The sequence below is a fragment of the Simiduia sp. 21SJ11W-1 genome (genome assembly GCF_024138675.1).
Taxonomy (GTDB): Bacteria; Pseudomonadota; Gammaproteobacteria; order Pseudomonadales; family Cellvibrionaceae; genus Simiduia.
This window is the reverse complement of the sequence record NZ_CP090959.1, coordinates 3,272,501-3,284,901: the sequence shown is the minus strand read 5'-3', so window position 1 is coordinate 3,284,901 and position 12,401 is coordinate 3,272,501. Positions and strand designations below refer to the sequence as shown.

The 12,401-nt window shown below is 52.7% G+C and carries 11 protein-coding genes (1 of these 11 cut by a window edge); 8 read left to right on the top strand and 3 right to left on the bottom strand.

Annotated features, from left to right (window positions below):
* The first annotated feature begins 157 nt into the window (after window positions 1-157).
* The 6 genes from L1F30_RS14370 to L1F30_RS14340 are packed head-to-tail and all read left to right on the top strand — an operon-like array spanning window position 158 to window position 6,525.
* A complete protein-coding gene (locus L1F30_RS14370) occupies window positions 158-631 on the top strand; it encodes a GspH/FimT family pseudopilin (protein WP_253357126.1) in 474 nt (157 codons plus the stop codon).
* A gap of 10 nt (window positions 632-641) precedes the next feature.
* Entirely contained in the window at window positions 642-1,106 is a 465-nt protein-coding gene (gene pilV / locus L1F30_RS14365; protein ID WP_253357124.1) for a type IV pilus modification protein PilV, read from the top strand.
* Window positions 1,107-1,117: 11 nt separating this feature from the next.
* Window positions 1,118-2,155, top strand: coding sequence for a PilW family protein (locus L1F30_RS14360; protein ID WP_253357122.1), 1,038 nt, complete (start codon window positions 1,118-1,120; stop codon window positions 2,153-2,155).
* Complete coding sequence (locus L1F30_RS14355; RefSeq protein ID WP_253357120.1) at window positions 2,155-2,694, top strand: PilX N-terminal domain-containing pilus assembly protein; 540 nt, start codon at window positions 2,155-2,157, stop codon at window positions 2,692-2,694. Before L1F30_RS14360 ends, L1F30_RS14355 begins: the two co-directional genes overlap by 1 nt.
* A gap of 23 nt (window positions 2,695-2,717) precedes the next feature.
* Window positions 2,718-6,032: a pilus assembly protein gene (locus L1F30_RS14350; RefSeq protein WP_253357118.1), complete on the top strand. Its 3,315-nt coding sequence runs from the start codon at window positions 2,718-2,720 to the stop codon at window positions 6,030-6,032.
* A complete protein-coding gene (locus L1F30_RS14340; protein ID WP_305879911.1) occupies window positions 6,025-6,525 on the top strand; it encodes a type IV pilin protein in 501 nt (166 codons plus the stop codon). The genes L1F30_RS14350 and L1F30_RS14340 overlap by 8 nt, the downstream gene beginning before the upstream one ends.
* 12 nt (window positions 6,526-6,537) lie before the next feature.
* Here L1F30_RS14340 and L1F30_RS14335 read toward each other — a convergent pair whose 3' ends face one another.
* The 3 genes from L1F30_RS14335 to L1F30_RS14325 form a co-directional block, all read right to left on the bottom strand.
* Window positions 6,538-7,092, bottom strand: a complete 555-nt coding sequence (locus L1F30_RS14335) for a GspH/FimT family protein (RefSeq protein WP_253357100.1) — start codon at window positions 7,090-7,092, stop codon at window positions 6,538-6,540.
* Between the two features lie 99 nt (window positions 7,093-7,191).
* Window positions 7,192-8,532 carry a sigma-54 dependent transcriptional regulator gene (locus tag L1F30_RS14330; RefSeq protein WP_253357098.1) on the bottom strand — a complete coding sequence of 447 codons (1,341 nt, stop codon included), beginning with the start codon at window positions 8,530-8,532 and terminating at the stop codon, window positions 7,192-7,194.
* A complete protein-coding gene (locus L1F30_RS14325) occupies window positions 8,532-10,175 on the bottom strand; it encodes a PAS domain-containing sensor histidine kinase (RefSeq protein WP_253357096.1) in 1,644 nt (547 codons plus the stop codon). The genes L1F30_RS14330 and L1F30_RS14325 overlap by 1 nt, the downstream gene beginning before the upstream one ends.
* A gap of 111 nt (window positions 10,176-10,286) precedes the next feature.
* On the opposite strand from L1F30_RS14325, the gene L1F30_RS14320 reads away from it, so the two are divergent.
* Window positions 10,287-11,918: an NAD+ synthase gene (locus L1F30_RS14320; RefSeq protein ID WP_253357087.1), complete on the top strand. Its 1,632-nt coding sequence runs from the start codon at window positions 10,287-10,289 to the stop codon at window positions 11,916-11,918.
* Between the two features lie 49 nt (window positions 11,919-11,967).
* Window positions 11,968-12,401: the beginning of a CDP-diacylglycerol--serine O-phosphatidyltransferase gene (pssA, locus tag L1F30_RS14315; RefSeq protein ID WP_253357085.1), read on the top strand. Its footprint extends 460 nt past the window's final position; 434 of the gene's 894 nt are visible here — the first part of the coding sequence; it begins with the start codon at window positions 11,968-11,970; the stop codon falls past the right edge of the window.

Sequence of the window (12,401 nt, the reverse complement as noted above, 5' to 3'; positions counted from 1 at the left end):
CCTGCCTTGTGAACCGGTTCACAAAAGCTCCGGCTTTTACGGCTACTTCCCGCAATTGAGCCAGGTGAAATAGCCGCTTATCCCTCCCGGGGTGACTCCCCGCGCCATACCTATTAAGTTGGACACTATCCCAATGTTTAACTTAATAGAGAACAGTATGTCGCGCGGTTTTACCCTGATCGAACTGCTTATCGTCTTGTTTATTGCCAGTGTGCTGTTGGGCATAGGCGTGCCCAGCTTTCAAACCATGCTGCAAAACAACCGATTGACGGTGGTGGCCAATGAGCTGGCAGGCGCCTTGTCTTTTGCCCGTATGGAGGCTGTGCGCCGGGGTAACGAGGTGGTGTTTGGCCAGCGCAATGGCGCCGATTGGGCCGGTGGCATGGTGGTTTATCAAGATACCAATGGCGACGGCGATTACGATGTTGGCGAAGAGCTGCGTTTGTGGGAGCCCCTGGCGGGTGGCGGCACCGTTACCATCGCGCAGAGCTCACTCACCTTCAAGGCCAACGGCACCGTAAATACCGCCACTACGGCCACTATTTGTGATAGCCGCACCGGTGAAACCGGGCGCGAACTCAGCCTGTTGATTTCAGGCACCTTCTCAATATCCAAGAAAACCTGTAGTTGAGGCGTAGATGATGCATAAACAGCGTGGTGTGACGCTCATTGAAATTTTGGTCACTGTAGCGATCATGGCAGTTGGCCTCTTGGGGTTGGGTGCGATGCAACTCCTTGGCCTGAAAAATATTAACAATTCCCAATACCGCACCCAGGCAAGCCTGCTGGCCTACGACATGGCAGAGCGCATGCGCTCAAACCCCGCAGGTGTGCGCGATGGCCACTACGATGCCGTAACCAATGCTGCCACTAAGCCTACCTGCACAGTGTGTAGCACCGAACAAATGGCGCAACTTGATGCCTTCGAGTGGAACGCGCTCATTACGGAAGACATTAAAAAAGGCGGCTTGCCCGATACCGCCGCCGGCACAGTAACGAAAAACGGCAACCAGTGGGATGTCACCGTGAGCTGGGATGAGCAAACGCGCGACAACACCGGTGGCGTAGTTAAAAAGCTTGAGATGACCATGAGTGTGCGTTTGTAATGGAGCGGAATATGAGTGAAGCAGTGCGGCATTCGCACCCTAAATCGCAACTGGGTTTCTCGCTGGTTGAAATACTGATCGCACTGGGCTTAAGTGCTGTGTTGCTGTTTGGTGTGCTGCAAATATTCGATGCCAACAAGCGTTCAGGCAGCCTGCAGCAAGCCTATGCAGAGGTGCAGGAAAGCGGGCGTATTGCCACCGAATTTATTGCCCGCGATTTACGCATGGCAGATTACTGGGGCTGTGCACCCGATAGCGACTCAATCTTCGATCACTTAGATGCCACAGACCCGGATTACGCCACCAAAGCAGGTGATTTGGTGGGCGAAAATGGGCTTTCAGGGGAAAACGATATTCCCACCGCACCGGTAAAACAGATCAACACAGTTACTGTAAAGCCCGGAACCGACACCATTCGTATGCGAGGCTCACTGCCACTCTCGGGTGTGAAAGTTATCGACCCGTATATGGTGGAAGTGTCTGCAACTATTCACCTGAGCATCGCGCCGGGCGTCACCATTCCTAATGGTGAAATTTTGTTGATTTCCGACTGCACCGGGGCAGATCGCTTCAGTAACTCTGCAAATAATGCGACCAATGCATCTACGTCCACCACTACCGCGAAAGCCAATCTGGGCCACAACACAGGCTCATTGGGCAGCGGCATGGTAGATAACGCCATCAAGAAAATGTCGCACACCTACACTGCCGGTGCGCAAATCAATCGCCCATTTGATCGGCAATATTTCGTAGGCCAAAACGCCTCGGCGGGTTGGTCGCTCTACCGCCTAGACCAAGGTGTGGCAAGCGAGATTGTTCGCAACGTAGAAGACCTGCAATTCGTTTACGGTGAAGACACCAACAATGACGGTGCAGTAGATGTATACCGCGATGCAAGCGCAGTGGCCGATATGGACAACGTATTGGCGGTGAAAGTTTCCGTTACCACACACAGCGAGGCCAATGTGGCAGATGCTGCTGCAGGTACAAACAGCCCGCTAAATCGCACCTATACCTTAACAGTCAATATCCGTAACAGGACTTTGTAATGAAACACAGCATAAATAATCAGCGGGGCGCTGTACTGGCAATCAGCCTGGTGGTGTTGCTGGTGCTCACTATTTTGGTGCTCTCGAACAATCAGCAGGTGGTATTGCAAGAGCGTATGACGGCCTCTGTACGCGACAGCCACTTATCGCGAGAAGCAGCTGAATATGCCTTACTTGATGCAGAAGCCAAAATTGATGCCTTCACCAACACCAGTGGGTTCAAAGATGACGGTGCCGGTGGGCTATACAGTAAAGATAATGGCCCGGTGGATTTGTTTAACGGCTCTAACTGGGCTGCGGGCAAGATTTTTACCGGCTCCATGACGGTAAGCGGCCAGACTGTGAATTACAGCTATTACATAGAAGAGCTTGGAATTATCCCTGTGGCGGATGATGAGCTAAGTAGCATCAACATAACAGGCTATGGCCAAACCACTGGTGGCGGCGATGTAACTGCATTTAAAGTGGTGGCCCGAGCCCTTGGCATGAGCGGCTCTGCTGAGCGGCTGGTGGTGGCTTATTACGGTAAGCGTTTGTAATGCATTCGTGCAGAGGTATAAACATGTTACAGAAAAAGTATCTATTAAATTTTGCCGCATTCACGTTTGCATGGTGTACCAGTGCATCGGCCGCCGAGTTAACCTTGGCAGAGAAACCCTTGGTGGTTACCGGCGTGGCCAAGCCCAATATTATGATATTGGCAGACAGCTCCGGTTCTATGTTGCACATAGTTGAGGCCGCGCCCTACGATAAAAATGTTTCCTACGGTACATGCCCGCCTGGGCAGGCATTGAATAATAATGGTGAGCTTGAGGCCGATTTCGTTTGGGATAGCGTTAAAGGTGTGTGGTTTAACCAAATAGAAAATGGGGAAGGGAATTTTTCTTGGTCTCTCACGGGGGGCACAGGTACGCGCTGCTTTGACTCTGCCAAAACCTACACTAACGTGCGGTTGCATCAAGATACCTGGGGGTTTGGTACCGGAGCGAATTACTCGGGCAACTTCCTGAACTGGTACTTCTCCAACGATACTCGAACAGGCCGTTACGAAAGCACAGCAGAGCATAAGTATCGCCCCGGCTCAAAAACCCGTAACGAGGTAACCATCGATGCCTTAACCGACATGGTGGGCACCAACGGCATTACCGGGTTGAAAGGTGTGCACATGGGTATTTCCTGGTTCAATAGTGGTAAGGCGCGCATTGAGTCCGGCCTTAGCGACATTGACACCGCAACTAATCGTACCAACCTGTTAAATAAAATTAAAAATTTACCAGCCAGTGGCGGCACGCCCTTGAACAGTGCGCTTGCCTCAGTGGGGCGCTATTTTATTGAGGGCGCCTCAGATAACACTACGGCACTCACCTATACCAATACCCATGTTGCCTCGGGTAAAAATGCCAAAGAGCTGTTAAACCTAGAACCAAATTACGCAAGCGGTGTTACCAAACCTACGAGTACGGTAATGCAGTACTCTTGCCAGTCGAACATTATTGTTGCTATGACAGACGGTGAGCCCACCGGCGATAACGGCTACTCTGGCCCGTTGAACCTGTGGGAAGATGGCGTTGAAGCTACAACTAATGCGCAATCACTCGACCCGGGTGACTTGGATGATGTGGCTATTGCCTTGCGTGAGCTGGATTGGCGCCCAAGCCTTTATGGTAAAGATGCCGCTGAAAACCTAAACAATATAAAAACCTATACGGTAGGTTTTGGCCTGGATATTCCGGTACTGAAAGACGCAGGTGATAAAGGTGCGGGCACAATCGATGCCAACGGTGTGGTGCAAAAACCCGGCTTCTTTTTGGCACAGGATTCTGCCGAGCTGACCACGGTATTTAAACGGATTGCCGCCGATGTAATTGCAAGCAACGGTTCCGTGGCTTCCGTGGCGTTTAACTCCAGCCAGCTGAACCAGGATAGTGCTGTATATCAAGCCAAGTTTGACACCAAAAAATGGAGTGGCCAACTTGAGGCGAGAGAGCTGACTGTAACTGGAGGCATTGCTACTACGCCGGCATGGGAGGCTGGTGATCGTATGGACGGCCAAAGTGCATCCGCGCGCAACATCATGACCTTCGCCTCAGATGGCGTGCCCTTTGAGTGGGCCAATTTAACAGAAGAGCAGAAGAACGACCTAGGCTATACCGGCCTGCCAACAGCAGCCCCGGTGCGCAACGATGTATTGGGCCAGGCCATGCTCAACTATTTGCGCGGAGACAGATCACTGGAAGGCAGCTTGTCTACGCAATTTCGCGAGCGTGATAGCAAGCTTGGCGATATTGTGAACTCTACGCCAGTATATGTAGGCAAGCCCGAGCTCTATTGGCCAGACTACCAAACCGGCAGTAATGCTGAGCTCTTTGGTGCATCTGACAAACCCTACAGTGAGTACAAAACTGCCCAAAAGGACCGTGCACCAGTTTTATATTTTGGTGCTAACGATGGCATGCTGCACGGTGTGAATGCCGCGGTGACCGGGGGCGGTGAGGAGGTTTTTGCCTACATTCCCTCGCAAGTATTCGATAGCTCTGCAGGTGATGTTGGCCTGCGCCAATTGGCAAGCCAATCCTATGGGCATAAGTTTTTCGTTGACCTTACGCCAACTGTGTCAGATGTGTTTATCAATAATGAATGGCGCACCATATTGATCGGTGGCTTGCGCGCAGGCGGCCGTGGGTTATTTGCACTGGATGTCACTAACCCATCTGATTTTAATGACCTTACCAATAAAGCAGGTAGCATTGCCCTGTGGGAGTTTGATGAAACGGTAGACGCAGACCTTGGTTATACCTTTAGCAAGCCAACCATTGCGATGCTAAAAGATGGCAGTAATTCCGGTAAGTGGGCGGCAATCTTTGGTAATGGCTACAACAATAAGGGCGACGGCAAGGCCAAGCTGTTTATTGTTTTTATCGAACAAGGCACGGATGGCACTTGGGATTCCGGTGACTACATAGAGTTGTCTACCGGTGTGGGTGATACAACTACGCCAAACGGCTTGTCTACCCCCCGTGTGGTTGACCTGGATGGCGATAGTGTTGCCGATCGCGTGTATGTCGGCGATTTGCGGGGCAATGTGTGGGCCTTCGATTTAACGGATAACAACACCGGTAATTGGGGTTTGGCCCATGGCAGCAGCCCATTGATGACGGCTAAAGACAGTAGCGGCAAGGCTCAGCCCATTACCTCCGCACCTATTGCCGCCATCAACCCTAAAGTTGCCACCAAAAATAATGAGCCCAACGTCATGGTGATGTTTGGTACAGGTAAATTTTTGGAGTCGAGTGACCCATCCAACAGCGATACCATGTCTTACTATGCCGTTTGGGATAAAGGCACGGGCGGGCGCTTGCGTGCAAACTTAAAAGAGCGCCGCTTTGTAACAGAAACCAACCCAGACGGCACCCGCGTGCGCAAGGTTACAGGGGACGCTATAGACTGGAGTTCTGACTACGGCTGGTACATTGATCTGTTGCATCGCGCAGCCTCTACTGACACTGGAACGGCCGAAGGTGAGCGAGTGATCTCAGATTCACTCTTGCGCCGTAAAGTCTTGTTCTTCAATACGGTTATTCCGGATGATACCCCCTGTAAGTCAGGCGGTAGTGGTTGGTTGTCGTCTTTGCAGTTTGATACGGGGCTCGCGCCAACAGAGGCCATTTTTGATGCGAACAACGACGGTTCCATTGACAGTGGCGACCTGAACTACGTGGGCAGTGAGTTTTTAAATGGCCTGCCAGCCCAGAGTGGTATTTTGGGTGATGTGCAGTTTACCCCCGGCAGCGATGGCACCATTAAAAGCCGTAAAGTAAATGTTGGCTCTGGTGATAAAGAGGGCCGTTTATCATGGGAAGAGGTTTATCGTGATTAATAGAAACGCAGCAATGCGCGGATTTACGCTTATTGAAATAATGGTAGTAGTGGCGATTGTGGCAATTCTTGCGGCCATCGCTATTCCCTCCTACCAAAACAGTATTGCGAAATCGCGCCGGGCGGATGCGCAAGCGGCCTTGCAAGGCTTGGCGCAGGCGATGGAGCGCCACTACACATCAACAGGCTCCTATGCAAAGGCCGCAGCGGGTGCAGCCGATACGGGGGCGCCGGCAATATTTTCTACCAAGGCGCCCATTGATGGCTCAGCCACTTATTACAATTTGAAAATCCACGCAGCGTCGGGTTCCGCCTATACAGTGGTAGCAGAGCCCGTAGGTGCGCAAGCCGGTAATGGCGTGTTGGTGCTTACCTCAACAGGCCGTAAGGGCTGGGATCGCAATAACACGGCCAATGGCTTGGCCTCAGGCCTGGGTGCCTCGCCCAATGAGGTAGAGGCTACTGAGTGGTGCTGGAAAGACGCCTGCAGCTAACCCCTTTTCGGGCTAACAAACAACATCCTGGCCGCTGCTGCGTTCCGGGATGTTGTTGTTATTGGTATCTTGCCCCTGCCTAACGCGCCCTTGGCGATTAATAATCAGCACCTTGGCAAGGGTGGCGTCTTTGTTCTTGGGGCAATAGATAAACGTGCCATTTTGGCTTTTGGTGAAACCAAGCGGTGTAAACATCAAGTAGCTGGAAGCGCCGAAAGACGACCATTTCACAGTGCCTGCCGCGTACAGTTCAATCACTCTTAATACCTCTTCATCACCGTCGAGCTTGCCGTTTTTGTTGAAATCCTGAAAGGCGGTGAAACCCGCGGCCCAATCGTTGCCGCAACTTACGTTGTAGCTATAGGGGCACAGGGTGACATGCTGGCCGTGCAGTATTGCCTGCGCGCGGGCAAAGCGGATCGCGTTGATGGCGGTGTTAATGGTGAGGGTGGCTTGGTTGTTGGCGAGTATCTGGGCGAAACCTGGAATCACCACAAAAGATAAAATTGAAATGATTGCAAGGCTGATCAATAGGTTGAGCAGCGTCAATCCGTGAGCGCGTGTCATAGCCATTCCTTGGCAGTGAATTGTCTACTAAAGTTTAGAGCAGCGAGTAATTTTGCGGAAGCACCTCGCAAAAATTACCAAAAAAAGCCTTCCTAAGTACTACTCAAGGCCCAGCTTTTTTAGCCGGTAGCGAAGGGATCTAAAACTTATGCCTAAGCGCTTGGCGGCCTCGGTGCGGTTCCACTTGGTTTCATCCAGTGCATTAACAATAAGATCTTTTTCAATTTCTTCCAGGTGTTCATCGAGCGGCTGGCCGTGCAGCGCTTCGTGACGGCCGGGTTTGGGCGTGCTGGCTGCAGTTGATGCCTGTTGAAGCTGCAAGTCTGATGCTTGAATGGTATTGCTGTCGCACAGGGTGTAAGCCCGCTCTAAAATATTCTCAAGCTCTCGCACGTTGCCAGGAAAGCTGTAATCATGCAGTGCCTTTAAAGCAGAGGGTGCCAGTTGCGCCGGTGGCGTGCCATATTCATTGGCCAGGTTTGCAAGAATGGCGTGGGTGAGCACGGGGATGTCTTGCTGCCTGTCGCGCAGCGCGGGTGCAGTCAGTTCAATAACGTTAATGCGGTAGTACAAATCCTGGCGGAAATTGCCGCGCTTGATTTCTTCGCGCAGATCTTTATGGGTGGCGCTAAGAATGCGCACGTTGGTAGGCAGCTCTTGCTGGCCGCCAATGGGGCGTACAGCTTTCTCCTGAATGGCACGCAGCAGTTTTACTTGCATGTCCATGGGCAGGTCTGCCACTTCATCGAGAAATAGGGTGCCGTTTTCGGCGGCCTGAAATAAGCCGGATTTATCGGTGGCTGCACCCGTGAAGCTGCCTTTTTTATGGCCAAAAAACTCGCTTTCCATCAATTCTCGCGGAATGGCGCCGCAGTTCACCGCAACGAAGGGTGAGTCGCTACGCGGGCCTTGCAAGTGGATTGAGCGGGCTATCAGCTCCTTGCCAGAGCCGGACTCCCCGGTGATCAGCACCGGCGCCTGGCTGCGCGATAATTTGAATATTTTCTCTTTCAGTTGCTGCATTGCTGCAGTATTTCCCACCAGCAGTGCGTTGTCGGGCACCGCTTCTGCAGTGGTTACTTTTATGGCGGTTGCCACCAGCGTGCGTAGCCGTTCAATGTCGATGGGTTTGGATAAAAAGTCGAAAGCGCCGGCTTTCATGGATTCAATGGCAGTATCAATATTGCCGTGTGCCGTAATCATGGCCACGGGGGTATCCGGGCACTGGGCTTGAATAAGTTTCACCAGTTCAATGCCATTGCCGTCTGGCAGGCGCATATCGGTCAGGCAGATATCGTAGCGCTTTTCGCTCTCAATCAGAGTGCGTGCGTGTGCCACCGTTTCGGCGGTATCGCATTGCACGCCCATGCGTGCGAGGGTGATATTTAACAGCTCTAAAATATCGGGTTCGTCATCGACGATGAGTGCATGGCCGCCCATTAGTTGAGTACCCGTTGTTCGTGTGTAAGGCAGATGCGAAAGCAGCTTTTGCCCTCGGCAGTGGGCCTGTATTCTAGGCTGGCTTCATTGGCATCGCAAAGTTCTTTAGAGAGGTAGAGCCCAAGCCCTGTACCTTTGGGGCTGTCTGTATTGAACGGCTCAAAAAGTTGGGCAGACTGCTCTGTGCTCACACCTGGGCCTTCGTCAATGATGTCTATGTAGGGCAGCCCGAATCGTTCATCGGTGCCGGTTGCCAGTGTAATTTGTGCGATGCCCGTCTGCTGTTGGCTGTAGCGCAGGCCATTGTCGCAAATATTCGTCATTACTTGGTGCAGTTGCGAGGTATCCATTGTGCCCAGGAGTGGTGTCTGTGTGTGTACAAGTGTGATTTTCGCCTCATTGTGGGGGCCGTTTTTTAGCTCTTCAACGAAGGTGTTTACCCATTGTGTAATATCAAAAGTTTGTGCTTGAACCTGTTGGCGGCGGGAAAGCTGCAGTACGTTTTCAATAATATTGTTCACGCGCTCTGAGTGCCGCGCGATAATGGCGGTAAGCTTTTTGTCTTCAGCTTCAAGGTTCGGCGCCTCTGCCAGTAATTGACCTGCATGGCTAATGGCCCCAAGCGGGTTGCGTACTTCGTGGGCAATACTCGCTGTCAATCGCCCCAGTGAAGCAAGTTTCAACTGCTGTGCTTGTTGGATAAGCTGCCGGTTATCCTCCAGAAAAATTAACGTATCGCTTTGCTGATCGATATTAAGTGCGGCAAAACTTACGCGAATTTCTTTACTTGAGCCCTCGGGTTTATAGATCTGTTGGCGGTGCGCGCCTTCGCTTTCCCAGCGATCCAGCATGGCGTCTATGTCGTGGGGGAGTGAGGCTAAGGGTTGATTGGCCGGCCGGCTCAGCAGCCGGTAGGCTGCATTGTTTACAAGCAGTAAATGGCGGTCTTTATTTACGGCGATAATGCCCGTATTCATGCGTTCTACAACCTGTTGCGCCAGCGACTGCAGGTGCTGTGCGAAGGCTGCTTGCGAGCGCGCTTCTGCCTGGCTTGTTTGCAGGCGGCGGGTGATGTAGCGAAACAGCAATGCGGTAATAAATAGCAGCACGCCCAAAGCACCTGCCGAGAACAGGCTGCTGTCTCCCCCCTTCGGGCGCATGGCATCCAGCACCCCTGAACCAATGGCGGTCAAGCTCGCAAAAGAGGCCAGCAAGAGCGAGAGTTGTTGATTCAGGAAAATACCGCTGTAGGCCACGGTGATGATGAGCAGATAGCCCAGCCCCGAGGTGTTACTGCCGCTGCTATAAACCAATAAGGTAATTGCAACAACATCAATGCATAGCTGTGCGAGTAATTGCTTTTGCGAAGGTTTGAAATCTTTGCGCCAAAGGGCCAGAAGTGTCCAGACGCTTATCGCTGTATACACAATACAGGTGTAAGAAAATAGCTCTGGCGCGTTGTTGCCAACCAGATTTGGGGTTAAACCACCGTGAAAGATAAACAGTAAAAGGCTGCCCAAAAGTGCACGGTAGTAGCTGTAGACACGCAGTAGCGACAAGGTGCTTTCTTGGCCCAGAATTTCTTCCTGCGCAGATTTAGCCGGTGCCGTCGAGATGTGGGGTTTGTGTGTGGGTGCTGCCATAAAGCCCTCGTGTCAGTTGGGCTTACTATATCGCAGTCGCGCAGGCTGAGGTATTTTGCTTTCAGGGTGGGTTTCGCAGACAATAGCGCCCCCATTTTTTGGTGACAGGCTATGCAGAAGACTTCTATTAATCTGGCTCTGGCGCAGATAAACCCCATGGTGGGTGATATCGACGGCAATACTGCGCTGGTAATCGAAACCACCCGGCAGGCTGAGCAAAGTCAGCATGCAGATTTGGTGGTGTTTCCGGAGCTCGTGCTCACAGGCTATCCGCCAGAAGACCTTTTGCTGCGTCCGAGCCTTGAGTGGCGTATAGACCGCGCCCTTCAAGCCCTTTGTGGCGCGGGCTTTTCGGCTGCCATCCTAGTGGGTTACCCGAAAGTGGTGGCCGGGCGCGTATTTAATATGGCGGGCTTTATTCATCAGGGCCGGCTGGTGGCAGAGTATGCCAAGCAATGCTTGCCCAATTATCAGGTGTTCGACGAAAAACGCTACTTTTTGCCGGGGAATCAGGCGTGTATCGTTGAAATTGCCGGCATAAAAGCCGCCCTTACCGTGTGCGAAGATATTTGGCAGCCGGAGCCCATGGCGCAAGCCCGTGCGGCCGGTGCCCAGCTGATGCTGAATATCAACGCCTCGCCTTACCACCGGGGTAAAACCCAGGAGCGGCGTCAGCTGCTGGCGGAGCGGGTGCAGCAGGGTGGTATGCCGCTGGTGTACGTGAACCAGGTGGGCGGGCAAGATGAGCTGGTGTTTGACGGTCACTCCATGGTGGTTAACGCAGACGGCAGCCTGGCGATGCAGGCACCTGCCTTCGAGGCAGGCATCTATAGCGCTAAGTTGCATGTTGAGGGGCAGCCGCGATTCGAGGCGGGCCAGATTGCCGAAGACCTGCCGAGTTTGGCCAGTGTTTATCAGGCGCTGGTTTTGGGCGTGCGTGATTACGTGAACAAAAACCGCTTTAAAGGCGTGGTGCTGGGCTTATCTGGTGGTATTGATTCAGCCCTGACCCTTGCCATCGCCGCGGATGCCCTTGGCCCTGAGCGGGTAGATGCCGTCATGATGCCCTTCACTTATACCTCAGCGCTTAGCCAAACTGACGCTGCAGATCAGGCAAAGCGCATGGGTGTTGGTTATCGGGCGATAGGCATAGAGCCCATTTATGACGCCTTTATGGCCGGCCTTGCCCCTGAGTTTCAGGGGCTGAACCCAGACACCACAGAAGAGAACTTGCAGGCGCGGTGCCGGGGCGTATTGTTGATGGCGCTGTCAAACAAGAAGGGCGTGTTGGTACTCACAACCGGCAACAAGAGCGAGCTGGCGGTAGGCTATTCAACGCTCTACGGAGACATGGCCGGCGGATTCGACGTACTGAAAGATGTGCCAAAAACATTGGTATTTGAGCTGGCCAAATATCGCAACACTATCTCGGAGGTAATTCCGGTCAGTGTGATAGAGCGGCCGCCATCAGCGGAGTTGCGCCCAGACCAGAAAGATGAAGACAGCCTTCCTCCGTATCACGTGCTCGATGCCATTTTGGAGCGCTATGTAGAACAAGATCAGAGCGCCGAGCAAATTATTGCCGCCGGTTTTGATGCCGAGCAGGTTCGCCAGGTGCTTCGCCTTGTGGATTTAAATGAGTATAAGCGGCGTCAGGCTCCGATCGGCCCCAGGTTGACCCGCCGCGGATTCGGCCGCGACCGCCGCTACCCGATCACCAATGGCTGGCGCATAGGCGACTAAGCTTGCCAAGTGATAGACTCACGCCAGCCACCAATTTTTGGATTGAACTATGACAGATAAACACCCCTCAGATGCAGAGCAGCAAGCATCCGACCTTGAAGCAAACAAGGCCGACGCTGCGACTCACGCCGCCCGATCTTCAGAGGTAGATGAACCCCTTGCCACCGCGCTTGTAGATGAGCACGTTGAGGTAGTGGAAGAGGACGGTAAAAAAGTGCGCCACAAGGGCATTTACTTGCTGCCTAATTTATTCACAACTGGCGCATTGTTTTCGGGCTTTTACGCCGTTATTGCAGGGATGAACCAAAATTTTGAAGCCGCTGCCATTGCCATTTTTGTTGCCATGTTGCTCGACGGCCTTGATGGCCGTATTGCGCGGTTAACCAATACCAGCAGTGCCTTTGGCGAACAGTACGACAGTTTGTCTGACATGGTGTCGTTTGGCGTAGCGCCTGCGTTGGTGATGTTCAGTTGGGCGCTGCA

Excerpts from the sequence above, each read along its gene's own strand:
- L1F30_RS14355 (WP_253357120.1), top strand. The coding sequence starts at position 2,155 with ATGAAACACAGCATAAATAATCAGCGGGGCGCTGTACTGGCAATCAGC.
- L1F30_RS14320 (WP_253357087.1), top strand. The coding sequence starts at position 10,287 with ATGCAGAAGACTTCTATTAATCTGGCTCTGGCGCAGATAAACCCCATG.
- L1F30_RS14370 (WP_253357126.1), top strand. The coding sequence starts at position 158 with ATGTCGCGCGGTTTTACCCTGATCGAACTGCTTATCGTCTTGTTTATT.
- L1F30_RS14330 (WP_253357098.1), bottom strand. The coding sequence starts at position 8,532 with ATGGGCGGCCATGCACTCATCGTCGATGACGAACCCGATATTTTAGAG.
- L1F30_RS14350 (WP_253357118.1), top strand. The coding sequence starts at position 2,718 with ATGTTACAGAAAAAGTATCTATTAAATTTTGCCGCATTCACGTTTGCA.
- L1F30_RS14360 (WP_253357122.1), top strand. The coding sequence starts at position 1,118 with ATGAGTGAAGCAGTGCGGCATTCGCACCCTAAATCGCAACTGGGTTTC.
- pilV (WP_253357124.1), top strand. The coding sequence starts at position 642 with ATGCATAAACAGCGTGGTGTGACGCTCATTGAAATTTTGGTCACTGTA.
- L1F30_RS14335 (WP_253357100.1), bottom strand. The coding sequence starts at position 7,092 with ATGACACGCGCTCACGGATTGACGCTGCTCAACCTATTGATCAGCCTT.
- L1F30_RS14325 (WP_253357096.1), bottom strand. The coding sequence starts at position 10,175 with ATGGCAGCACCCACACACAAACCCCACATCTCGACGGCACCGGCTAAA.